Here is a 21,781-nt window from a genome sequence, read left to right as displayed (position 1 = left end):
TTCAGAAAGGATGGAATGAATGAAAAGTTTAGTAACAAATTCGCAACATCGTGCCAATGCTCGCAGAGCCCTTGATGGGCAATGGGGGATCATGGCTTGGTTAACTTTCTTAGGAGTGGTTTTACAGAGCTTCTTAACATCGATTGTGCAAAATTTATTTTCTGGTGAAAATCAAGTTTTTCAAAGTAGTTTTGCCGCAGTATTACTGCAAATTTTTGTTTTATTCGCGTTAAGTTATGCGCTATATTACGCAGCCTTGAAGGTGTTGCGTGGTGAAAAGGTGCGGGTCAATATTTTAATGAGTGTTTTTCAAGGAAAATATTATGGTCCGCTATTCGTGGTCAACCTACTTCAAAAAGTACTTGAACGTGTAATTGGTTTGTTATTTTTGTTACCAATTTTATTTGGTGCAGGGACAACCTTGTATTTCAAATTGATGTTTAGTACAGTTACACCAGAGGAAATCCAAACCTTTTTCTTAAATGATTTTTCCTTTTTCCTAGCGTTTGGCGTTGCCACTATCTTGATCTTTTTAATTGGTTTGTTTGTGAGTGGCGTCTTTCAATTTGCTGTGTGGCTACGTTTTGATAATCCAGAACTGCCAATTATGATGGCGTTGAAACAGGCGTTATATTTAATGAAAAATCGTTTTTGGCAATATTTATGTTTACAATTTTCTTTTATTGGTTGGTATATTGTGGGCTTTTTAGCTATTGGTATCGGTCTATTATGGGTGATTCCTTATAACCATGTAGCGTTAGCTAGTTTTTATCAAACTGCCTTAGAAGAAAAAGGTTTAGCCGAAGAATAAAAAAGAAGCTTGAATCCTTTGTTATCTCGACAAAGGATTCAGGTTTTTTCTTTGGTCTTTTTGTGAAAATTTAAGCGTTTTAACCTCGTTTTTCCGTTATTTTATGGTAACATGGAAGTATCGTATTGAAGGAGGTTGTCCACACATGAAATTGACTGTCTTAGGCTGTTTAGGTGCTTATCCATACAAAGGAGAAGGAACGAGTTCCTATTTGTTAGAATCTGAAGGCTTTCATTTGCTTATTGATGCAGGCAGTACAACATTAGTGCGTTTAGAAAACTATCTAGATCCATTGAAATTAGATGCTGTCATTCTGTCGCATTATCATCATGACCATATCGCAGATTTAGGCGTTTTACAATATTATCGTCAGCTTTATCCAACGCTGGAACCGACTCCTATTTTGCCAATATATGGCCATACACAAGATCAAATGCATTTCAAAGAACTAACGCTTCCTAACGTTTCCGAAGGGAAAGAGTATTTTGAAGCAGAAGAGTTGGCAGTAGGACCATTTTTAATTACTTTCATGGAAACGATTCATCCTGTCACTTGTTACGCGATGCGGATTGTTGAAAAAGCGACCGGCAAAGTCTTTGTCTTTACAGGAGACTCTGGTTACTTAGCAAGTTTTGAAGACTTTGCAAAAGACGCGGATTTATTCTTAGCGGATACGTACTTATTTGAAGGTAATGAACGACATCATGCACATTTTACATCAAGAGAAGCGGGTGAAATTGCCAAAGCCGCACAAGTCAAACAATTGATGTTGACCCATTTACCACAACATGGGTCATTGGAACAACTACGTGAAGAAGCGCAAAACTATGCTGGAACGGAAATTCCAGTGACATTAGCCCAACCAGATTTAACAGTTGAGATTTAAAAAAGTAACTATACCAAGGGAGAGAACCGATTGTGATTTTTGTACCGAATGAAAATAATGACCCACGAGTGAATTTAGCAATTGAAACATATTTGTTAACAGAAATGCCTTTAGATGAGCCCATCCTTTTATTTTACATTAACGAGCCGTCAATCATTATTGGCCGTAACCAAAATACAATTGAAGAAATTAACAAAGAATATGTAGATGAGCACGGCATTCATGTTGTTCGTCGCTTAAGTGGCGGCGGCGCCGTTTATCATGATCATGGTAATTTGAATTTTAGTTTTATTATGCCAGATGACGGCAACTCTTTCCGTGATTTTGCGAAAGTTACCCAACCAATTATTCAAGCATTGCACGACTTAGGCGTTGAAGGTGCCGAATTAAAAGGGCGCAATGACCTAGTGATTAATGATATGAAGTTTTCAGGAAATGCGATGTACGCTACCAACGGCCGCATGTTTGCACATGGAACCTTAATGTTTGATAGTGATATTGATGAAGTTGTAAATACATTGAAAGTACGGAAAGATAAAATCGAATCTAAAGGTATCAAGTCTGTTCGTTCACGGGTAACAAACATTAAACCATTTTTATCTGAAGATAAACAAGAGATGACAACGGAAGAATTCCGCCAAGAAATTCTTTTGAAAATTTTCGGCGTAGATTCGATCGACCAAGTTAAAACGTATGAATTAACTGATCAAGACTGGGCGGCTATTAACAAAATTTCAGAGCAATACTATCGCAATTGGGATTGGAATTATGGTAAATCACCTGCATTTAACTTAGAACGTCGCCATCGTTTCCCAATTGGTTCAATTGAAATGAAAATGAATGTGGCGGATGGTGCCATTCAAGAAATTAAAATCTTTGGGGACTTCTTTGGGCTTGGTGAAATTAAAGATGTTGAAGATATTTTAACCGGCGTGAAATATGATAAAGCTTCTTTAGAAGAAGCCATTGATCAAATTGACGTTAAAAAATACTTTGGCAATATCGAAAAAGAAGATTTGCTTGGGTTAATTTATTAAAAAAAAGACAGCCGTTTCAAACGGTTGTCTTTTTTCTAGCTAAAAAATAATTTTTAGCTTTTAGAAAGGTAGTACTATGTGCAAAATCGTCGAAACGATTTTTATCAGGGAACTATCAAATAGCTCGCCTGCATATGTACTTGAACCAAGTCAAGTCCGGGAATTTGGTTATGTGCTTCACTATAAATCACTATCTGTAAAGAGTATACAAGATTTCCTTTCTTTTGTGATACCAAATTTTTACAGACAAAGTAGTAAAATTTGACGTTTCTTATTTTAGCAAGGTTATAGGCTTGTTTTGGGGCTTGAAATAGCAAGAATTGAGAGTGATTTAAGGGAAAATATTAACATATGTAGAAGTATTTTTATAAGAAATAACGAGAAAAAATCAATAAGTATGTTCTTGAAGGCTACTTTTTGACGTTTTCTAATTAAAACTTAATAAAAAATAGCGGAAACAAAGAAAAAATGTGCTTACAAAAAGTAATCCGCACTTAGCTAGGAAGTTAAGAATGTGTAGGTTATTTTCAAACAAATACTAAGAATCCTATTTCAATCCTTTACAGAGGAACAAGGAATTCGTATAATAAAGGGACGAAAAGGAGCGAAAGTGATGAGAAACGAAATGATGCATCGACCAGTCGTTAAACCAGAATTGGTTGAGTATATGCGTACAAAACAAAAGAAACTTCCCGGAGAATTAGGTGCAGTAGAGGCGGAAGCCAATGAAGCAGGGGTGCCGATTATTCCGCACGAAACAGTAGTTTTTCTACAATTTTTGCTAGGACAACTAAAGCCTAAAAATATTTTAGAAATCGGGGCAGCAATTGGTTTTTCTTCAAGCTTGATGGCCCAATTTGTTGGTGAAGATGGTCACGTGACCACGATTGATCGTTTTGACGTAATGATAAAAAAAGCGAAGAAAACCTACCAACGCCTAGACTTAGAAGAAAAGGTCACTCTTTTAGAAGGACAAGCAGCTGAGATTCTACCAACGTTGGAAGGACCTTATGACTTTATTTTTATGGATAGTGCCAAATCAAAATACATTGAATTTTTACCTGAATGTTTACGGTTGCTGCCAGTTGGCGGTGTTTTAATGGTGGATGATGTATTTCAAGCTGGGACAATTTTAGACCCTGCTGAGGAAGTACCGAAAAAAAATCGAGCGATTCATCGTAAATTAAACCAATTTTTAGATGTAGTCATGGCGCATCCTGATTTAACTTCTACTTTAGTTCCTCTTGGTGATGGAGTTATTTTAATTACCAAAGAGAAAGAAACGATTATTTTAGATAGTTAAAGAATGTCTTCACAAAAAGAAAGCGAATCATTAAAAAGCAAGTTCTTTTAATGATTCGCTTTCTTTTTTATGTTATTTAAAAAGTTATCTCACTATTTCTAATTGAGAATGATAATCACAAAATTCTCAATAGGACAGTATTATGTGTTAATAAAACCTTGTTTGTTTATAATTATTCTATTGACGGAATAATTATAAACTGTTATCCTTAAAGAGTAAAAAAACAGAGGAGGAACGACAATGAATTTAATTAATCAAAAACTTTTTGACTTTGAATGTGATGCCTATCACGATGGTGAATTTACACGAGTATCAACAGAAGATATTTTAGGAAAATGGAGTATTTTCTTCTTTTATCCAGCTGATTTTTCTTTCGTGTGTCCTACGGAATTAGGGGATATGCAAGAGCATTATGCGCATTTACAGGAATTAAATTGTGAGGTTTACTCTGTTTCAGAAGATAGTCATTATGTGCATAAAGCATGGGCTGACGCTACAGAAACGATTGGAAAAATTAAATATCCAATGTTAGCCGATCCCAACGGTCAACTTGCTCGTTTCTTTGGCGTTTTAGATGAAGCTTCTGGAATGGCTTACCGTGCTTCATTTATTGTGAGTCCAGAAGGTGACATCAAATCTTATGAAATCAACGACATGGGTATTGGTCGTAATGCTGAAGAACTTGTTCGTAAATTAGAAGCTTCTCAATTTGTAGCAGAACATGGTGATAAAGTTTGTCCAGCCAATTGGCAACCAGGAGAAGAAACAATTGCGCCAAGCTTAGATTTAGTTGGTAAAATTTAAATTCGCTTTGTAAATAGAGGTCAAAGAGTTGGATAAAACAGAGAAAATGTTTTGTTCAGCTCTTTTTCTGAAACACAGAAGAAAGAGGAGAAGCAAGTGACAGAAGAAATCTACGATTTGATTATTATTGGTGGCGGCTCAGCTGCTTTATCTGCAGGTATCTATGCAGGTCGCGCAATGATGGATACCTTAATTATTGAAAAAGACAAAATTGGCGGACAGGTAACGACGACTTCTGAAATTGTGAACTATCCAGCGATTCGTCACACAACAGGTCCAGAACTAATGGAAGAAATGCGCATTCAAGCACAAGACTTCGGTGTAGCTTTTACAAAAGACGAGATTATTGATGTTGATTTTAGTCAAACGATAAAAACTGTTCAATCGGCGAGTCAAACCTACCAAGCATATGCAGTATTGATTGCGACAGGGGCCTCTGCTCGTAAAATTGGTTTCCCTGGTGAAAGTGAATTTACAGGACGCGGCGTGGCCTATTGTTCTACTTGTGATGGGGAGTTTTTCCAAGGCCTAGATATTTTTGTGATTGGTGGCGGTTATGCAGCAGCGGAAGAGGCCGTTTATTTGACACGTTACGGTAAATCAGTAACGATGATTATCCGAGAACCCGATTTTACATGTGCAAAATTAACTGCGGAGGCGGCTAAAAATCACCCGAAAATTAAGATTGTTTATAACACAGAAGTGAAAGAAATTACGGGAGATGATTTTGTCCGAAAAGCTGTGTTTGTCAATAACCAGACGGGAGAAGAAACGGTTTATGAAGCGCCAAAAGACAGTACATTTGGTCTGTTTGTTTTTGCTGGAAATAAACCAAGTACAGAAATTTTTGAAGGGAAAATTGCTTTAGACCGTGGGTATGTGCCAACAACTGAGAATATGGAAACCAATATTCCTGGCGTTTATGCAGCAGGAGATTTACGAATAAAAGAATTACGTCAAATTGTGACGGCGGTTGCAGACGGTGCAATTGCCGCCACTCATGCGCAACGTTACGTGACAGAACAAAAAACACAGGCGGGCCAACCGATTGTAACGAAGCGAATGACTGAACGATTAGCTAATCAATCTGCCCCTGAAACAAACAGTCAGCAATCAAAAGAAAAACAGCCAGCGAAAGTTACTGGTAAGCATCAGTGGTTCCCAGAAAGTATGCGCCAACAATTAAGCGGTATTTTCGCTAAACTAACCAAAAAAGTGACATTGCTTCAGTTTTTGGATGCAAGTGATGAAAAATCATTGGAACTTCAGTCATTCTTAACAGAATTTGCAAGTCTGGATCAGAAGATTACTTTAGAAACGATTTTGAAAGATACTGAGCCAGCCAAAGAATTGCTGTATGGGATTGAAAAAATGCCTAGCGTTGTGCTCTTAGATGCGGCAGGAAACTATACAGGAATTAAATTTAGTGGTATTCCTAGTGGCCATGAAGTAAACTCGTTGGTTTTGGCAGTTTATAATGTCGGCAGCGAGGGACAGCCGTTAGAAGCAAGTCTGCAAAAGAACATACTTGCATTGCCAAAAAGAAAAATAGAAATCTTTGTTTCACTAACATGTCATTTCTGTCCCGATGTCGTGGCCGCTTGCCAACGGATTGCATCAATTAATCCTCATGTTGAAGCAGAAATGGTGGACATTAGTCTATTTCCAGAGTTGAAAAAAGAAAAGAAAATTATGAGCGTTCCAGCAATGCTGATTGATGGCGAACAAATGATTTTTGGTTCAAAAACAATGACCGAAATTATTGAAGCCTTGGCTTAAAAGAGGCGGAAAAAAGTAAATAGCCTAAAGACCTAAGTCATTCAAAAAAGTGAGAAATACGTCGAGATGATGTATTTCTCACTTTTTTCGCATAGTTAGTCAAGTACCTTTTTTGATTAAGCGATTGAGTTTCCTAAAAAGAATTAAAAAGACACAACAGCAAATGAACAATAGGCTTCCTGTTAGTGGTAAAAAGATACCTTGCATGTAGCTATCGATATGCATTAAACCAGGCACCTCGCTGAAAAAATCATGGATAAACTGTTGAATGAGCTTATTAGCTAGAAAAGCGGCTAAAGGCAAAATAAAAATCAAATAATAGAGGGGTTGTAAGGCATAGCTAATTAAAATTTGTAATTTTGTCGTACCTAAAAGAGCTAAGATCAGTAAGTCGTTTTTTTGCTCTAAAAAAGTTAGGAAGAAAGCTCGGCAAATATAACTAATCAGGAAGAAAAAGAGTGTTCCAGTGCTGATTCCAGCCAAACCTCTGAAAATTTTCAAGGGAGGAATCACTGCATAATTATCAAGAAGAATCATTTGTGAAAGCCATCGAGAAAACAACAAAGTCAATAATAGAGCAGAAAAAGTCAGAAAACTAATAATAAAGATAAGAATCAACGTACTAAATTGGTTTTTTGAGCGCCACGCATTTTTGAGAGAGTCTGTGAATAAGTAAAGAATCGAATACATCATCGCGTCCTTTCTGAAAAATTTTTGTTTTAGCGGAAAAGTTATGTAAAAGAAAAGACGTTATCTCCAGCCAACTAGCCAATGAAAGAGATAACGCCTTCGCTGGAAACAAGAACTGGATTATTTCACCAATACTAATTTTTTTAAAGGTTCAACCCCAAATCGTTGTTCTTGCTGTAAAAGAATTTCGGCACAAGCACGGCTATCTTCTAAAGCATCATGATGATTATTTAAAGTGATATTGAGGTTTTCACAAACGGTATTTAATTTATGATTAGGAAATTCAGGAAACAGTTTGCGACTCGTTTTGACAGTACATAAAGAAAGGTAATTAGGTTGTTCTAAGCCATAGTAATCTAAACAGCCAGCCAAAACGCTACAATCAAAACTTGCGTTGTGAGCGACCACTAACCGATTTGGCTGAAAACAATGCTGAATTTGTTGCCATACTTCAGGGAATTTGGGCGCATTGGCAACATCTGATTCATGAATGCCGTGAATTTGCGTATTTCGCCAGAAAAAAGGTGTTTCTGGTTTGATTAACGTGTAAAATTCATCCACAATCCGACTATTTTCTACTTTAACAATTGCAATGGAACAGGCACTATGTTTATCATAACTAGCTGTTTCAAAGTCAAAAGCGTAAAAGTTCATTAAAAAAACTCCTTTCAACGCGTTGAGTAACACTTAAAAATCAAGTACAACTTCCACTGGACAATGATCACTACCAAGAATATCTGTATGGATTTTAGCACTGACTAAACGCTCATTCAAGGATTCTGACACAACGAAATAGTCAATCCGCCAACCTGCGTTATTTTTTCGTGCATTAAAGCGATAACTCCACCATGAGTAGATGCCCTCAGCTTCTGGATAAAAATAACGGAATGTATCAGTGAAACCACTGTCTAATAAATCAGTAAATTTTTGCCGTTCTTCAGGCGTGAACCCCGCATTTTTTTGATTGGTTTTCCAATTTTTTAAATCAATATTTTGATGAGCTACGTTTAAATCACCGCAAAGAATTACGGGTTTTTCTTGATTTAATTCGTTTAAATAGGCACGAAAAGCATCTTCCCATGTCATTCGATAAGCTAAACGCTTTAGTTCAGCTTGTGAGTTTGGTGTGTAGCAAGTGACTATGAAAAATTCTGGATATTCTAAAGTGATCACGCGGCCTTCTTGATCGTGAGCCTCGATACCTAAGCCATAGCGAACACTTAACGCTTCTTCTTTAGCGAAAATTGCTGTGCCAGAATAGCCTTTTTTTTCGGCGTAATTCCAATACTGATGATAGCCAGGAAGTTCTAAATCAATTTGCCCAGCTTGTAATTTTGTTTCTTGTAAACAGAAAAAATCTGCATCTAATTCATTAAAAACATCCATAAAATTCTTTTTAACAACCGCTCGTAAGCCGTTGACATTCCAAGAAATACATTTCATTGTTGAAACTCCTTTCAAATAAGAAACGCTTTTGCTCGTTTCAGTGCAAACCAGAACCAAAGAAAAGGTCGCTTGGTGCTTTCTTCTATTCTAATACTTTTTAAAGAAGTTTTAAATACTTGAAAAGAAAAAGAGAAAATGACTGATTTTTGGAAAGAAGTAGTCTATGATAAAATAGTAAAAAGAGCAGAAATGAGGACAAACGAATGAAAATTGGAGTCATTGGTTTAGGAAATATTGCACAAAAAGCGTATTTGCCAACTTATAGTGAATGCCGCCATTTGGCAGAGTTTGTGTTAGCAACTAGAAACCCAGAAACACGACAAAAAATCGCTGATCAGTATGGCTTTACAGAAACCGTTGGGACCATAGAAGAATTGATTGAAGCAAAGATTGATGCTTGCTTTGTCCATGTAGCCACAAAAGTGCATGGTGCAGTCGTTCGCCAATTATTACAGGCTGGTATTCACGTCTTTGTGGACAAACCTTTAAGTGAAGAGCTTGCTGAAGTCAAAGAATTACAAGCATTGGCAGCAGCAAAAAATCTGTGTCTGATGGTTGGTTTCAATCGTCGTTTTGCCCCTTATACGGAAGTATTGAAAAATATTCCTGAAAAACAAACTATTTTTATTAAAAAGAACCGCATCAATACAACGAGAGAAACAAGTTTTATGATGTATGATTTATTTTTACATGTCGTTGATACCGCAGTTTATTTAGCGGAAGGACCGCTCCACGTGGTGCAGTCAAAATTAGTGGAAGAAAACGGTTATTTAAAACGAGCAATTTTACAATTAGAAACCGAACAGACAACGATTGTTTGTTCCATGGATTTACACTCTGGGGCCAATACTGAAACTTTTGAAGTCACCAGCCTCACAGGTACTTATCGCTTGGAAAATTTAACGCATTTGACCATCCAAACAGAAGAAGAATGCCAAGTAAAAGAGATGGGAGATTGGACGCCAACATTGGAAAAAAGAGGTTTTTACCAAATGGTTACTGCTTTCATCCAGGCCATTAAAAAACCGCAAGAGCAAGAGTTAAAACAAGAAAAAGTCTATGAAAGTCATGCGTTATGTGAAGAAATGCTACGCCAACAACAACGGCATGTTCTTTAAAGAGGACTAGCAACTTTCTTTCTATCATGCTAGAATAAGACAGATATTTTGAAAAGAAAGGACTAACTTTCGTGAACACTAAAGCTATGTTAGAAACATTAAACGAAATTACTTTATTAGTAGATGAACCATTAAAAAACGTAACCTTTACCAAAACAGGCGGCCCAGCTGATGTGTTGGCCTTACCCAAAACAAAAAAAGAAGTCGAAGAGATTGTGGCGTATTGCCGAGAACAAGGACTTTCATGGTTAGTATTAGGCAATGCTAGCAACTTGATTGTTCGTGATGGCGGTATTCGCGATGTCGTGATTATGCTAACAGAAATGAAAGAAATCAAAGTAGCCGGTACCACCATGATTGTGGATGCTGGTGCCAAGCTGATTGATACAACCTACGAAGCCTTAGCAGCTGATTTAACTGGTTTTGAATTTGCTTGTGGCATTCCAGGAAGTGTCGGCGGTGCTGTTTATATGAATGCTGGAGCATATGGCGGGGAAATTAAAGATGTTTTCCAGTCTGCAGAAGTGCTGTTGGCAGATGGAACTATCCAAACCATGACGAAAGAAGACCTGAATTTCCGTTATCGTCATAGTGAAATTCAAGAATTACATTGCATTGTCTTGCAAGCAACGTTTGCTTTAGAAAAAGGAAACCATGCAGAAATTAAAGCCCAAATGGATGAATTAACGGAACTTCGTGAACTGAAGCAACCGCTAGAGTATCCCTCTTGTGGCAGTGTCTTTAAACGCCCTGTTGGTCATTTTACAGGAAAATTAATCCAAGACGCTGGCTTACAAGGCTTAAAATGGGGCGGTGCTCAAATTTCTGAAAAGCATGCGGGATTTATTGTTAACATCGATCATGCAACTGCAACAGATTATGTGGAATTAATTGCACATATCCAAGAAGTGATTAAAGAAAAATTTGATGTTGAATTACAAACGGAAGTTCGAATTATTGGTGAAGAAGTCTAAAGACTCTTTAATTTTTCGAATGAAAATTAAGTATACTTGTATTATGATCATAGGGAGATTATAATGAATTTTATTTATAAAAAATGGCTACCTTCAGCCATAAATTGGCTTTTTTTATTTTTTATTTCGATAACATTAATAGGTGCTTTTCGCTCAGATAACTTAAAAATCAGTACTCTTACAAACCATTTTTTTTTGATACTGTTAATAGCAATACTTGCGATAGTAGTACTCCTTTTTAGTAAACATGTTAAAAAGTGGATTGATAAATATCTGTTTGGTGTAAAAAAAATATTTGTGGAAAATATAGGATTAATTACAGGCATTTATTTTATTTTTGGCTTTTGTTTACAAGTGTTTATCTTAACTAATATTTCCGCTCCTATTGGTTGGGATGTATCAGCGATTTTTAATGGTGTAAGTGCTTTGCCTGAAAATAAAGAAGTTATCAGTAATTACCTATCAATAAATCCTAATAATTCTTTTTTCTTTTTTTTGATGTATGGAATTTCTAAGGTAATGAATCTGTTTAATCATACTTGGGGATCGTCTTGGTTTGTCTGGCAGTTGTGGAATATAATTTTTATGGATATAGGATTTGTTATCTTATTTAAAGCAGCTAAGTATTTGTTTAATAAAAAAGTTGCATATTTAACTTTCTACTTGGCTTCTTTTTCATTGATGTTTTCACCATGGATTTTAGTACCATATACTGATGTAATAATGATTCCTGTTATATCAGCTGTGCTACTTTTATATGCTAAACAAATCGAGATAAAAAATAGTGGCGTATGGAATTTAATATTTATAGGTATTCTTCTAGGTATTTGTTATCTTTTAAAGCCCTCCTCTATTGTATTCTTAATAGCATGGACTATTATTATGGGAATTAAATTACTCACTACCGGAAAGCTTTATAAAAAAAATGTTTTATCATTTTTTGTAGCGATGTTTTTCTTTATAATAACTGTGGGATGTTTTTCAATTTTTCAGAAGCAGCAAACAATCGTTAATTATGATGCTGAGATGCAAAAACCGTGGACGCACTTTGTAATGATGGGTCTGACTGGATCTGGAGGATATAGTGAGAAAGATACAAGAAAAGTGAATAGCCTTCCTACATTAGAAAAGAAAAAGAAATATACAACTGAAACTATAAAGAAACGGTTGGAAGATTATGGGATGGTAGGTTACACTAAATTTCTTCTAGTAAAACATTTTAATAATACTGATCGTGGCGATTTTGGTTGGGGACGAGATGGTACACCACAAAATCCTACAAAACCTTCGAAAAGTGAATTTCAAACGAAGCTTAGAGATACCTACTATCAACAAGGAAAACGTACAAATAATCTTCGGTTTGTCATGCAAATACTGTGGATTATAGTTTTACTAGGAATGTTGTTATCTTTTTTTGTTAAGGACATTCAAGGAGGTACACTATTAATAATAAAATTAACGATTATAGGAGCATTTCTATATTTGCTTTTATTTGAAGGTGGACGATCTAGATATTTAATTCAGTATTTACCATTCTTCTATCTTTTATCGGCAAATGGTTTGGCACGAATTAATGACATTGTTTCTATAAACGGAATAAAAAAATCATTTACATCAACGGACTATAGAGGCTCTTTGCCAATAAGGACTGATGAGTTGTAAAAAATCAATTTTAGATTCATCAGTTCCCTAAATTATAGAGATATTTTAGTAGAAAATAAAAAACAACGATACAGTTCCCATAAAAGGAGCTATATTGTTGTTTTTTACTTATATTACTAATAGTTTTCGTTTGGTAATTCGTAAATTTTACTCGTCTTCTAAATTTTCCAATTCTACAACTTTAAAGTTTTTCCGCTCTAAATGTTCTACAATGGCTGTACACGTTTCGGCAGTTGTGCCGGCTGGTAAAGTAATAAGTGTGCGACGAACAAATTCTTCACTATCAACATCCAATGTAATACAGCTGGCGATGCTGCTATATTTGGCAATGATTTTTGAAATGGCTGCTAAGTCGCCTTGTTGACCAACTGAAGCAATCGTTAAAACATAGCTCCCTTGTTTTACATTCCAAGATTGCGCTAAAATATTTAATAAGGTGCTGTGTGTTAAAATGCCGTAAAAATAATTATTTTCATCTAAAACAGCAATGTAAGGTAGTTCTTTAATAGTAAAAAATACCTTGAAAAATGAAGTGTTGACATAAATAAATTTTGTGGCATTTTTTAACAAATAGGTAACAGGTAAACTCATATCGCCACCGTTTGCTTTATGGCGGTAAATATGCATTTTATAGATATTTCCTCGGAAAATTTTTCCAGATTCGTCTAAAATTGGGACACAACGGTAACCTGAGTCTTCTAAAATAGAAAGAGCTTCTTCTAGAGTACAAGATTCATTGACTGTTGTTAAATTATCTTTTTTAATAACTACAGATTTTAATAACATAAACAGGCCTCCTAAGGGTTCATTTTTAATAAATTTATCATATCATAACTTAGCAGAAAACAATAGCTGAGACCTCAGAATAAAAGCAATTTTGTTAAAATAAATAGAAAATAAAGAAAAATCAGATATTTTGTAAAAGAAATCAAGCACGTATTCGCGATAATGGTAAAAAATTACGTAAGAATCGGCACAGCGCTTCTTTAAAAAGTAAATTAAACTTTGACAACTTTTTCGAATAATGGTACTGTTAAGAAGTAAATTTGTGAATAGAGGAGGTCGAAGAACATGGCAACAAAGAAAGCAGCTCTTGCTTGTTCCGTTTGTGGCTCTCGCAACTATTCTAAATCCGTTAGTGAAGGTAAACGTGGCGAACGCTTAGAAATCAATAAATTCTGTAAATATTGTAATCAATACACGTTACATAAAGAAACGAAATAGATTTAGAGGAGGGTATCAACATGAAATTTTTCCGCAGCGTTGCTGATGAGATGAAGCAAGTAACTTGGCCAACAAAAAAACAATTGCGTAAAGATACATTAGTTGTAATTGAAACATCTATTTTATTTGCAGCATTGTTCTTTATCATGGATACTGTTATCCAAACGGCATTTGGCTGGATTTTAAAATAATTAATTCTAGTATTTCCCGACGAGGGGTGCTATAATAGTATTCGAGAAAAAGCTTCGGGAAACTGAGCTTTTTTTATTTGCTCGAAAAAAATAAACTAAAACATTTAAAGGAGCCGAATCAGTAATGGAAACTTTTGAAAGAAATTGGTACGTATTGCACACCTATTCAGGCTATGAAAATAAAGTAAAAGCAAACATTGAATCACGTGCACAAAGCATGGGGATGGGCGATTATATTTTTCGTGTCGTTGTACCAGAAGAAACAGAAAAAGAAGTCAAAAATGGTAAAGAAAAAGAAATCGTTCATAAAACTTTCCCTGGTTATGTGTTAGTGGAAATGATTATGACCGATGATTCTTGGTATATTGTTCGTAACACGCCAGGCGTAACTGGTTTTGTAGGCTCACATGGTGCCGGTAGTAAACCCGCTCCTTTATTACAAGAAGAAATTAACCACATTTTACGTTCAATTGGCATGAGCACCCGTCAATCAGACTTAGAAGTAGCGCTAGGCGATACAGTGAAAATTATCGAAGGTGCCTTTTCTGGTCTTGAAGGTGTTGTGACAGAAATCGATGAAGAAAAACAAAAATTAAAAGTAAACATCGATATGTTTGGTCGTGAAACAAGTACAGAATTAGACTTTGAACAAGTCGATAACATTGATTAATAAACAAGCTGACAAACTATTGTTCAGCTGATTGATACAGATTGTAGGGTCTGGAAAAGCAGTCAACTGACTTCTTTTCCAAGCCCTTTTTTATTTCATCGCAGAAAGGAATGAAAAAAATGAAACAGGCCAAAAAATATCGTTATTTTTCTTTGCTAATGGGTCTTGTTCTATTATTAAGTGCTTGCCAAATTGGAGCAACCACGAAGAATGACAACCAAGCCGCCACAAAAGAAGCAACCGTTGAGTTAAACCGCACAACAACACCAACGCTCTTTTTTCATGGTTACGCGGGAACTAAAAATTCGTTTGGCTCGTTACTTCATCGCTTGGAGAAACAAGGTGCCACAACTCAAGAATTAGTGCTACTCGTTAAACCTGATGGGACCGTGGTTAAAGAGCGAGGAGCTTTAAGTGGCAAAGCGACGAATCCCAGTGTTCAAGTTCTATTTGAAGATAATAAAAACAATGAATGGAATCAAACAGAATGGATAAAAAACACATTACTCTATTTACAAAAAAATTATCAAGTGAACAAAGCCAATATTGTCGGGCACTCTATGGGTGGTGTTAGTGGTTTACGTTATTTAGGAACCTATGGGCAAGACACATCGTTACCTAAAATTGAAAAATTTGTCAGCATTGGAGCACCTTTCAATGATTTTATTGATACGAGTCAACAGCAAACCATCGAAACGGAACTAGAAAATGGCCCCACAGAAAAAAGTAGCCGCTATTTGGATTATCAAGAGATGATTAATGTTGTTCCAGAAAAACTGCCCATTTTATTAATTGGTGGTCAATTAAGTGCAACAGATTTAAGTGATGGAACGGTACCGTTATCTAGTGCCTTAGCAGTCAACGCCTTGCTAAGACAGCGAGGAACTCAAGTCACTAGCCAGATTATTAAAGGAGAAAATGCACAACATAGCCAATTACATGAAAATCCTGAAGTAGATCAATTGCTAATCGAATTTCTATGGCCGAGTAAAAAATAGCAAAAAGGCACATGTTCCATAAAAAATGGAACATGTGCCTTTTTCTATACTTTGGCTAGCGAAATAGCTTTTTTCAGCTATAATAAATAAAATTATTTATTTTTAGGAGATATTGGCATGGAATCCTCATGATTTAAATAAGCACAAATCAAGGCTTCAAAGGTGATTAATGTTTGGCCAAAAAACATTTGTGGCTGAGCGACACTTGTTGAAAACGGGCTGTAAGAGTCAGTTGAAAAAACGAGATCTGCCAGTCGACCAAGAGTTGAATTTTTGGCGCCAACAAAAGAAATGATAGGATGTTTTTTCTCTTTCGCAAGCAGAGCTGTTTCTTTTAGGTATTTTTCTTCACCAGAATGTGAAAGAATGATAAAAAGAAAATTCTGATTATTTTGACTATTTATCGAATGAGTATAGGCTGTTGTGATGCTGGGGATGCCATGAAAATTGAAAACTTCACTAATGTAAGCCGCCAAATGTCGTGAAAAGTCATGACCTAAAATAACAAATAAATGACTCTTGTGTTTGGCAAGCAGTTGACAAAACTCGTTGGTTGTTTCAAATGAAGGCGCTGTTTCAAAAGGGATTGGCTGAGAAAAATGGGCTTCTTTTAATTTGTAAATAAGTTCATTATAACCTGATAAATTTAATTTTTTGGCTAAACGAATGATGGAACTAGGCGAAGAAAAACAGTGTTTGGCAACTTCCCGAATACTCAAATCGGCTGCGTTCGTACTTTGTTGATCCAAATAATACAAAATCTGACTTTCTGTTTTCGTTAAATGATACGTTTCTTTTAAGTAATCTAAGTTCATGAGCAAACCTCCTTTATCAGATTATAAATAATTTTGTGGGAAAAAGGTATCAAAAAATAAAAAAATGAGGTGTTTTTATGAAAAGGGCAACAAAGCAAAGGCTGTCTTTGGCAGCAATCACGGTTTTACTTCTCTCGGGCTGTGGAAGTGTCGGGAAAGAAACCAAAAAACAAGAACAACAGGTATTACGGGTCGGAATTGATTCGGAATTATCAACGGCAGACGTGTCGTTGGCAATGGATAATACAGCAGCAGATGTAATGAGCCAAGTAGGGGAGGGACTTTTCTCCTTTGACGAAAAAGGAGAAGCTAAACCAGCATTGGCAACTGAAAAAGTACAGCCCTCTAATGATGGTTTAATCTATACTTTTACGATTCGAAAAGATGCAAAATGGAGTAACGGCGAGCCAATCACAGCCAATGATTTTGAATATTCTTGGAAGCGCACAGTAGACCCAAAAACAGCTTCCCCGCAAGCGTATTATTTTGAAGGGCTAAAAAATTATCATGCTATTGTTGACGGTGGAAAATCCAAAGAAGAGCTAGGGGTAACAGCCATTGATGACCATACCTTGGAAGTAGAGCTGAGCTATCCTATGAGTTATTTTCAACAGTTATTGGCGGTGCCAGCTTTTTATCCTTTAAATGAAGCATTTGTCGAAAAAACGGGCAAAAACTATGGTACATCAGCTGAGTCAACACTTTACAATGGCGCTTTCACATTGGAAGGTTGGGATGGCACGAATAATACTTGGTCCTATGTGAAGAATAAAAATTATTGGGATCAAGCGAATGTTTCGCTGGATAAGGTGGATGTCCAAGTCGTTAAAGAAGTCAATACTGGGAAAAATCTTTTCGAAGGGAAAGAATTAGATGTTGTAAAAATTTCTGGAGAAATTGTTGCACAAGAACAAGGCAATGCAGCTTTGAAAATTCGTGAAATTCCTGGAACGTATTATATCCAATTAAATACGCAAAAAGATCTTTTGGCAAATAAGAATGCACGTCGAGCGATAGCATTATCATTGAATTCTGAACGTTTAGCTAAAAATGTTTTAAATGATGGCTCAAAAAAAGCACTTGGCTTCGTGCCAACAGGTTTCACTAATCAAGAAACGCAAAAAGATTTTGCAGAGGAATTAGGAGATTTAAATCCTAGTGAACCAGAAAAAGCGAAAGAGTTATGGCAAACGGCTAAAAAAGAATTAGGAATTGAAAAAGCGGAGCTAACGATTTTAAGTTCGGATACAGAAAATGCTAAAAAAATCAGTGAGTATGTTCAAGGAGCTTTAGCAGATAATTTAGAAAATTTAACAGTCAATGTTTCGCCAGTTCCTTTTAATAATCGTTTAGAAAAAAGTCGCAGCGGAGATTTCGACATTGTGGTTGGTGGCTGGACGCCAGTATATGCTGATCCAATCGATTTCTTAAACTTACTGCAATCAAAAAATTCCAATAATTTTGGTAAATGGTCTAATAAGACCTTCGATCAGTTGCTTCAAGAAGCAAACGTAACTTATGCAAATAAATATGAAGAACGTTGGAAAACATTACAAAAAGCGGATCAATTGGTTGCGGAAGAAGCACCCCTAGTTCCTCTTTATCAATTAACAGAAGCACGCTTAGTGGACGATTCTGTCCAAAATTTAGTCTATGGTCCATTAGGTTCAGGCTATTACAAATCAGTCTCTATCAGTGACAAGTAAAGGTTGGGAAAAAATGAAAAAAAGTCAAGCTGTTCAATTAATTCAGGAACTTTCAAATGCTAATGGTGTTTCAGGCTTTGAAACAGAAGTCGTTAGAATCCTTCAACACGCAACTGCGGATTTTACTATTCAACGGCTAGATGCCATTAAAAATTTATATCTTGAGAAGAAAAATAATCTAAGTGAAGGTCCAGTTGTGCTTTTTGATGCTCATAGTGACGAAGTGGGTTTTATGATTCAAGCAATTAAAGAAAACGGCTTGTTGCGTTTTCTTCCGTTAGGTGGCTGGGTCCCTAATACGATTTCTGCACAAAAAGTTCGGATTCGTAACCGGGAAGGCACTTATCTGCCAGGCGTAGTTACTAGTCGACCCCCTCATTTTATGACACCAGAGGAACGTCAGCGGCCATTAACCATTGCTGATTTGACGATCGACATTGGCGCTACCTCAAAAGAAGAAGTAATTGAAACGTACAAAATCGATCTTGGTGCACCGGTCATTCCAGATGTGACGTGTTGTTACAACGAACAGACAGATCTTTTTTTAGGAAAAGCTTTTGATTGTCGCATTGGCTGTGCTTGCTTAGTGGATGTCATGGAGGAGTTGAAAGAAGAGACACTTCCATTCAAGTTAGTTGCGACAATAACTGCACAAGAAGAAGTTGGCGAAAGAGGAGCACTTATTGCCGCAAAGCAAGTCAATCCTGATTTAGCTATTGTTTTCGAAGGCTGCCCGGCTGATGATACGGCAGAAACGCCAGAGATGATTCAATCAGCAATGGGAAAAGGACCGATGTTACGCTATTTTGATGTTTCTATGATTACGAATCCGGAATTTCAAGAGTATGCACTAGAGATTGCTAAAATACACAAAATCCCTGTTCAAGTTTCTGTTCGAAGTGGTGGTGGAACCAATGGCATGGCGATTACACAAGTTCAAGGAGCCCCGACGATTGTTGTAGGAATTCCTGTCCGTTACGCTCACACACCCCATTGCTATGTGGACTTTCAAGATTACCAAGCGGCGAAAGAATTAGTCATTCAATTAATCAAAAATTTAGATGCTGACAAAATTCAAGCACTGGTTCAGCCATTGTCAAAGGAGTGGAACAAATGAAGATTTATGTATCATGCGATATTGAAGGATTAGCAGGTATTGCGACATTTGATATGGAAAAAGAGGATACCGTTTTATTCCGAGAATTATATCACCAACATGTGGCTTGGTTGATTGAAGGGATTCAAAAGAGTGCTAAAAATGAACAAATTACAGAAATTACTATTGCCGATTCGCATAGCCGTGGATTGAATTTAGCTTATGCGCGCTTGGCAGAAATGGATGAACGAATTTCCTTAGTGAGCGGCTTTCCTCGCATGGATTATATGATGAGTGGCTTGGATAGTAGCTATGATGTAGTCTTTTTCTTAGGTTATCATGCCGGTATTGGTAAACAAAAAGGGAATATGGATCATGGGTATAGTGCTAGTGTTGCTTATGATTTAAAAATAAACGACTTAGCGATGAATGAAACGACAATTAATGCAGCTTACGCTAGCGAATTAGGTGTCCCTGTTGGTTTAATTATCGGTGAATCAGGCTTAGAGGAACAAATTTTTCAAGAAAAAATGATGCCCGAAGTCCCCTTTGTTTCCACCAAAGAATCTCTGGGACGTTATGCAATCAAAAATAGACCCATGCAACAAGTTCGGGAAGCTATCGTAGCAACTACAAGTCAGGTGTTAACTTCCTTTGCGTTGTCTGAATTACCCCGATATGCCTTGCAAACACCAGCAACTGTAAAATTGCAATGTGTGACGACAGCACAAGCAGATCGCATTGAAATGTTACCAATGATTAAACGCATTGATGGTAGAACTGTTTCATTTGTAGGTGAAACGATGAAAGATGTCATGAATGGAATTGTCGCTGTAGTTGGTTTAGGCGGAACAAGTTATTAAAGAAGAAGCTTACGGAAAAAACGAATGGACATTTTTTTCTGTAAGCTTCTTGCTATAGTTATTTCTATTTTTGTTTCTCTAGAATTTCTTTGCTTAAACGTTGTGCAGTTGGTGTCACCGCAAGACCGCCTTCAGCTGTTTCCTTGAAAATTTGTGGCATTTGGCGACCCACTTGGTACATTGCGTGGATGACTTCATCTGGTGGAATGACACTTCGAATCCCCGCTAAAGCCATGTCAGCTGAGATGAAGGCTTGAGAAGAACCTAATGCGTTTCGCTTCACGCAAGGGACTTCAACAAGTCCCGCAACAGGATCACAAATGAGGCCCATCATATTTTTTATCGTAATGGCCACAGCTTGAGCAGATTGATCAGGCGTACCGCCAGAAGCCGCAACTAAAGCGGCACTGGCCATTGCACTAGCAGAACCGACTTCAGCTTGACAACCACCTTCGGCACCACTGATTGAGGCATTGTTGGCAATCACTAAGCCAAAAGCCCCAGCTGTAAATAGAAAATCCAATTGTTGCTGATGCGTTAACTTTAAGCGATCAATAACTGCCAACAAGACGCCAGAAACTACTCCAGCACTGCCTGCGGTTGGTGTAGCACAAATCAAGCCCATTTTTGCATTAACTTCATTAACAGCAATCGCATTTCGCACGGCTTGTAAAATGGTCTCACCGCTTAAAAAGTTGCCTGAATGTATGTAATCATTTAAGCGGGTTGCATCGCCACCAGTTAGCCCTGTTACTGAGGTAACACCAGCTATTCCTTCAGCGACAGATTGTTTCATAACGGCTAGATTTTTTTCCATTGTTTCAATAATTCGTTCACGAGAATACCCGCCATGAGCCATTTCTGTTGCAATCATTAATTCGCTCACAGAAGGGTACTCTTTCGCTTGAGCTACCAAATCTTCAATTGAATAAAACATCGTATTACTCCTTTACGTTCATTTAGTCAAAATAGTTAACGCTATATATATGAGGGATTTCAGCTAATTGCATGACAATGTCACCGACTTCAGCTTGATCAACTTCAATAATCATGATCGCTTTTTCCCCTTTAGATTCTCGGGTAACGGTCATTGTACTAATATTGATATCGCTAGCTGAAAGGATGTTGGTCACCTTAGCAATCATGCCAGGAACATCTTGATGGACAACAATAAATGTTGGCGTGCCCATACTTAAAGACAATTTGAAGCCATTTAATTCAGAAATTTGAATGTTTCCACCACCAATTGAAATTCCTGTCACAGATAGTTTTCGGTCGCCAGAAGAAACCACAATTTTAACGGAATTAGGGTGGTCTGCTTTTTCACTTTTAGGAATAAAACAAACTTCCATTCCTTGTTCATAAGCAATTTCCAAAGAATTGGCTAATTGCTCATCATCTGGTTCCATACCTAAAAGGCCGCCAACTAAGGCGATATCTGTTCCGTGACCACGATAAGTTTTGGCAAAAGACTCATATAAATAAATGTCAACGCTATCAGGTTGCTGTCCAAAAATACTGCGAACCACTTTTCCAATTCTTGCCGCTCCAGCTGTATGAGAACTGCTTGGACCAATCATAACGGGTCCGATAATATCAAAAACACTATTAAAGCGTAACTCTTCCATTTCAGCACCTTCTTCATTAGAATATGTTTTCATTGGAAGTCTAACACAAAAAATGGCGGGGAACTAGGCAATCGCTTGTG

23 protein-coding genes are annotated in these 21,781 nt (G+C 36.8%); 16 read left to right on the top strand and 7 right to left on the bottom strand.

What is annotated here, in order from left to right; genetic code table 11:
• Positions 1 to 19 precede the first annotated feature (19 nt).
• The 6 genes from AB3I72_RS04820 (at position 20) to AB3I72_RS04795 (ending at position 6,620) form a co-directional block, all read left to right on the top strand.
• Complete coding sequence (locus AB3I72_RS04820; protein ID WP_002381417.1) at positions 20 to 811, top strand: DUF975 family protein; 792 nt, start codon at positions 20 to 22, stop codon at positions 809 to 811.
• Positions 812 to 956: 145 nt separating this feature from the next.
• The gene (locus tag AB3I72_RS04815) at positions 957 to 1,697 is read left to right on the top strand and encodes an MBL fold metallo-hydrolase (RefSeq protein ID WP_002356393.1); all 741 of its coding nucleotides are present in this window, start codon (positions 957 to 959) and stop codon (positions 1,695 to 1,697) included.
• 32 nt (positions 1,698 to 1,729) lie between these two features.
• Entirely contained in the window at positions 1,730 to 2,734 is a 1,005-nt protein-coding gene (locus AB3I72_RS04810) for a lipoate--protein ligase (RefSeq protein ID WP_002356394.1), read from the top strand.
• A 613-nt stretch (positions 2,735 to 3,347) separates the two neighbouring features.
• Positions 3,348 to 4,037 (top strand): O-methyltransferase, encoded by a 690-nt coding sequence (locus AB3I72_RS04805; RefSeq protein ID WP_002381418.1) that lies wholly within the window; start codon positions 3,348 to 3,350, stop codon positions 4,035 to 4,037.
• A 240-nt stretch (positions 4,038 to 4,277) separates the two neighbouring features.
• The gene (ahpC, locus tag AB3I72_RS04800) at positions 4,278 to 4,841 is read left to right on the top strand and encodes an alkyl hydroperoxide reductase subunit C (RefSeq protein ID WP_002367212.1); all 564 of its coding nucleotides are present in this window, start codon (positions 4,278 to 4,280) and stop codon (positions 4,839 to 4,841) included.
• Positions 4,842 to 4,937: 96 nt separating this feature from the next.
• Complete coding sequence (locus tag AB3I72_RS04795) at positions 4,938 to 6,620, top strand: FAD-dependent oxidoreductase (protein WP_010827704.1); 1,683 nt, start codon at positions 4,938 to 4,940, stop codon at positions 6,618 to 6,620.
• A gap of 99 nt (positions 6,621 to 6,719) precedes the next feature.
• Here AB3I72_RS04795 and AB3I72_RS04790 read toward each other — a convergent pair whose 3' ends face one another.
• From AB3I72_RS04790 to AB3I72_RS04780, 3 genes are all read right to left on the bottom strand, one after another.
• Positions 6,720 to 7,310 (bottom strand): hypothetical protein, encoded by a 591-nt coding sequence (locus tag AB3I72_RS04790; protein ID WP_241708798.1) that lies wholly within the window; start codon positions 7,308 to 7,310, stop codon positions 6,720 to 6,722.
• Between the two features lie 120 nt (positions 7,311 to 7,430).
• On the bottom strand, positions 7,431 to 7,964 hold the full coding sequence (locus AB3I72_RS04785) for a 3'-5' exonuclease (RefSeq protein WP_010713133.1): 534 nt from the start codon (positions 7,962 to 7,964) through the stop codon (positions 7,431 to 7,433).
• Between the two features lie 33 nt (positions 7,965 to 7,997).
• The gene (locus tag AB3I72_RS04780) at positions 7,998 to 8,753 is read right to left on the bottom strand and encodes an exodeoxyribonuclease III (RefSeq protein WP_113792699.1); all 756 of its coding nucleotides are present in this window, start codon (positions 8,751 to 8,753) and stop codon (positions 7,998 to 8,000) included.
• Between the two features lie 206 nt (positions 8,754 to 8,959).
• On the opposite strand from AB3I72_RS04780, the gene AB3I72_RS04775 reads away from it, so the two are divergent.
• The 3 genes from AB3I72_RS04775 to AB3I72_RS04765 all read left to right on the top strand — a co-directional run bounded on the left by AB3I72_RS04775 (position 8,960) and on the right by AB3I72_RS04765 (position 12,510).
• Positions 8,960 to 9,874, top strand: a complete 915-nt coding sequence (locus tag AB3I72_RS04775; RefSeq protein WP_368023629.1) for a Gfo/Idh/MocA family protein — start codon at positions 8,960 to 8,962, stop codon at positions 9,872 to 9,874.
• A 71-nt stretch (positions 9,875 to 9,945) separates the two neighbouring features.
• The gene (gene murB, locus AB3I72_RS04770; RefSeq protein WP_002356404.1) at positions 9,946 to 10,848 is read left to right on the top strand and encodes a UDP-N-acetylmuramate dehydrogenase; all 903 of its coding nucleotides are present in this window, start codon (positions 9,946 to 9,948) and stop codon (positions 10,846 to 10,848) included.
• A gap of 63 nt (positions 10,849 to 10,911) precedes the next feature.
• Positions 10,912 to 12,510, top strand: coding sequence for a glycosyltransferase family 39 protein (locus AB3I72_RS04765; protein WP_368023628.1), 1,599 nt, complete (start codon positions 10,912 to 10,914; stop codon positions 12,508 to 12,510).
• Positions 12,511 to 12,657: 147 nt separating this feature from the next.
• Here the strand turns inward: AB3I72_RS04765 and cbpA are convergent, their stop codons facing one another.
• Complete coding sequence (gene cbpA, locus AB3I72_RS04760; protein WP_002365057.1) at positions 12,658 to 13,296, bottom strand: cyclic di-AMP binding protein CbpA; 639 nt, start codon at positions 13,294 to 13,296, stop codon at positions 12,658 to 12,660.
• Positions 13,297 to 13,581: 285 nt separating this feature from the next.
• Here cbpA and rpmG point away from each other — a divergent pair, with 285 nt between their 5' ends.
• From rpmG to AB3I72_RS04740, 4 genes are all read left to right on the top strand, one after another.
• Complete coding sequence (gene rpmG / locus AB3I72_RS04755; protein ID WP_002356408.1) at positions 13,582 to 13,734, top strand: 50S ribosomal protein L33; 153 nt, start codon at positions 13,582 to 13,584, stop codon at positions 13,732 to 13,734.
• A gap of 20 nt (positions 13,735 to 13,754) precedes the next feature.
• Positions 13,755 to 13,925: a preprotein translocase subunit SecE gene (gene secE / locus AB3I72_RS04750; RefSeq protein ID WP_002356409.1), complete on the top strand. Its 171-nt coding sequence runs from the start codon at positions 13,755 to 13,757 to the stop codon at positions 13,923 to 13,925.
• A gap of 124 nt (positions 13,926 to 14,049) precedes the next feature.
• Positions 14,050 to 14,595, top strand: a complete 546-nt coding sequence (gene nusG / locus AB3I72_RS04745; RefSeq protein WP_002384070.1) for a transcription termination/antitermination protein NusG — start codon at positions 14,050 to 14,052, stop codon at positions 14,593 to 14,595.
• A 110-nt stretch (positions 14,596 to 14,705) separates the two neighbouring features.
• Complete coding sequence (locus tag AB3I72_RS04740; protein ID WP_061101050.1) at positions 14,706 to 15,593, top strand: alpha/beta hydrolase; 888 nt, start codon at positions 14,706 to 14,708, stop codon at positions 15,591 to 15,593.
• A gap of 92 nt (positions 15,594 to 15,685) precedes the next feature.
• Here the strand turns inward: AB3I72_RS04740 and AB3I72_RS04735 are convergent, their stop codons facing one another.
• Positions 15,686 to 16,408: a MurR/RpiR family transcriptional regulator gene (locus tag AB3I72_RS04735; protein WP_048941895.1), complete on the bottom strand. Its 723-nt coding sequence runs from the start codon at positions 16,406 to 16,408 to the stop codon at positions 15,686 to 15,688.
• A gap of 77 nt (positions 16,409 to 16,485) precedes the next feature.
• On the opposite strand from AB3I72_RS04735, the gene AB3I72_RS04730 reads away from it, so the two are divergent.
• Genes AB3I72_RS04730 through AB3I72_RS04720 form a run of 3 tightly spaced genes read left to right on the top strand, consistent with a single transcriptional unit; the run spans position 16,486 to position 20,073 of the window.
• A complete protein-coding gene (locus AB3I72_RS04730) occupies positions 16,486 to 18,114 on the top strand; it encodes a peptide ABC transporter substrate-binding protein (protein WP_368023627.1) in 1,629 nt (542 codons plus the stop codon).
• 13 nt (positions 18,115 to 18,127) lie between these two features.
• Positions 18,128 to 19,231, top strand: coding sequence for a M42 family metallopeptidase (locus AB3I72_RS04725; protein WP_104806377.1), 1,104 nt, complete (start codon positions 18,128 to 18,130; stop codon positions 19,229 to 19,231).
• Complete coding sequence (locus AB3I72_RS04720; RefSeq protein WP_368023626.1) at positions 19,228 to 20,073, top strand: M55 family metallopeptidase; 846 nt, start codon at positions 19,228 to 19,230, stop codon at positions 20,071 to 20,073. Before AB3I72_RS04725 ends, AB3I72_RS04720 begins: the two co-directional genes overlap by 4 nt.
• Positions 20,074 to 20,137: 64 nt before the next feature.
• Here AB3I72_RS04720 and sdaAA read toward each other — a convergent pair whose 3' ends face one another.
• On the bottom strand, positions 20,138 to 21,010 hold the full coding sequence (gene sdaAA, locus AB3I72_RS04715; RefSeq protein WP_002367199.1) for an L-serine ammonia-lyase, iron-sulfur-dependent, subunit alpha: 873 nt from the start codon (positions 21,008 to 21,010) through the stop codon (positions 20,138 to 20,140).
• A gap of 22 nt (positions 21,011 to 21,032) precedes the next feature.
• Positions 21,033 to 21,701 carry an L-serine ammonia-lyase, iron-sulfur-dependent subunit beta gene (gene sdaAB / locus AB3I72_RS04710; protein ID WP_002414070.1) on the bottom strand — a complete coding sequence of 223 codons (669 nt, stop codon included), beginning with the start codon at positions 21,699 to 21,701 and terminating at the stop codon, positions 21,033 to 21,035.
• Positions 21,702 to 21,781 lie beyond the last annotated feature (80 nt).

Origin of the sequence: Enterococcus sp. GC34 (assembly GCF_040886645.1) — a bacterium.
GTDB classification, from domain to species: Bacteria; Bacillota; Bacilli; order Lactobacillales; family Enterococcaceae; genus Enterococcus; species Enterococcus faecalis.
The sequence above is the reverse complement of the archived record's forward strand: the minus strand, read 5'-3'. Positions and strand labels throughout refer to the sequence as shown.

Excerpts from the sequence above, each read along its gene's own strand:
- AB3I72_RS04820 (WP_002381417.1), top strand. The coding sequence starts at position 20 with ATGAAAAGTTTAGTAACAAATTCGCAACATCGTGCCAATGCTCGCAGA.
- AB3I72_RS04815 (WP_002356393.1), top strand. The coding sequence starts at position 957 with ATGAAATTGACTGTCTTAGGCTGTTTAGGTGCTTATCCATACAAAGGA.
- AB3I72_RS04805 (WP_002381418.1), top strand. The coding sequence starts at position 3,348 with ATGAGAAACGAAATGATGCATCGACCAGTCGTTAAACCAGAATTGGTT.
- ahpC (WP_002367212.1), top strand. The coding sequence starts at position 4,278 with ATGAATTTAATTAATCAAAAACTTTTTGACTTTGAATGTGATGCCTAT.
- AB3I72_RS04790 (WP_241708798.1), bottom strand. The coding sequence starts at position 7,310 with ATGTATTCGATTCTTTACTTATTCACAGACTCTCTCAAAAATGCGTGG.
- AB3I72_RS04785 (WP_010713133.1), bottom strand. The coding sequence starts at position 7,964 with ATGAACTTTTACGCTTTTGACTTTGAAACAGCTAGTTATGATAAACAT.
- AB3I72_RS04780 (WP_113792699.1), bottom strand. The coding sequence starts at position 8,753 with ATGAAATGTATTTCTTGGAATGTCAACGGCTTACGAGCGGTTGTTAAA.
- AB3I72_RS04775 (WP_368023629.1), top strand. The coding sequence starts at position 8,960 with ATGAAAATTGGAGTCATTGGTTTAGGAAATATTGCACAAAAAGCGTAT.
- AB3I72_RS04765 (WP_368023628.1), top strand. The coding sequence starts at position 10,912 with ATGAATTTTATTTATAAAAAATGGCTACCTTCAGCCATAAATTGGCTT.
- cbpA (WP_002365057.1), bottom strand. The coding sequence starts at position 13,296 with ATGTTATTAAAATCTGTAGTTATTAAAAAAGATAATTTAACAACAGTC.
- rpmG (WP_002356408.1), top strand. The coding sequence starts at position 13,582 with ATGGCAACAAAGAAAGCAGCTCTTGCTTGTTCCGTTTGTGGCTCTCGC.
- secE (WP_002356409.1), top strand. The coding sequence starts at position 13,755 with ATGAAATTTTTCCGCAGCGTTGCTGATGAGATGAAGCAAGTAACTTGG.
- nusG (WP_002384070.1), top strand. The coding sequence starts at position 14,050 with ATGGAAACTTTTGAAAGAAATTGGTACGTATTGCACACCTATTCAGGC.
- AB3I72_RS04740 (WP_061101050.1), top strand. The coding sequence starts at position 14,706 with ATGAAAAAAATGAAACAGGCCAAAAAATATCGTTATTTTTCTTTGCTA.
- AB3I72_RS04735 (WP_048941895.1), bottom strand. The coding sequence starts at position 16,408 with ATGAACTTAGATTACTTAAAAGAAACGTATCATTTAACGAAAACAGAA.
- AB3I72_RS04730 (WP_368023627.1), top strand. The coding sequence starts at position 16,486 with ATGAAAAGGGCAACAAAGCAAAGGCTGTCTTTGGCAGCAATCACGGTT.
- AB3I72_RS04725 (WP_104806377.1), top strand. The coding sequence starts at position 18,128 with ATGAAAAAAAGTCAAGCTGTTCAATTAATTCAGGAACTTTCAAATGCT.
- AB3I72_RS04720 (WP_368023626.1), top strand. The coding sequence starts at position 19,228 with ATGAAGATTTATGTATCATGCGATATTGAAGGATTAGCAGGTATTGCG.
- sdaAA (WP_002367199.1), bottom strand. The coding sequence starts at position 21,010 with ATGTTTTATTCAATTGAAGATTTGGTAGCTCAAGCGAAAGAGTACCCT.
- sdaAB (WP_002414070.1), bottom strand. The coding sequence starts at position 21,701 with ATGGAAGAGTTACGCTTTAATAGTGTTTTTGATATTATCGGACCCGTT.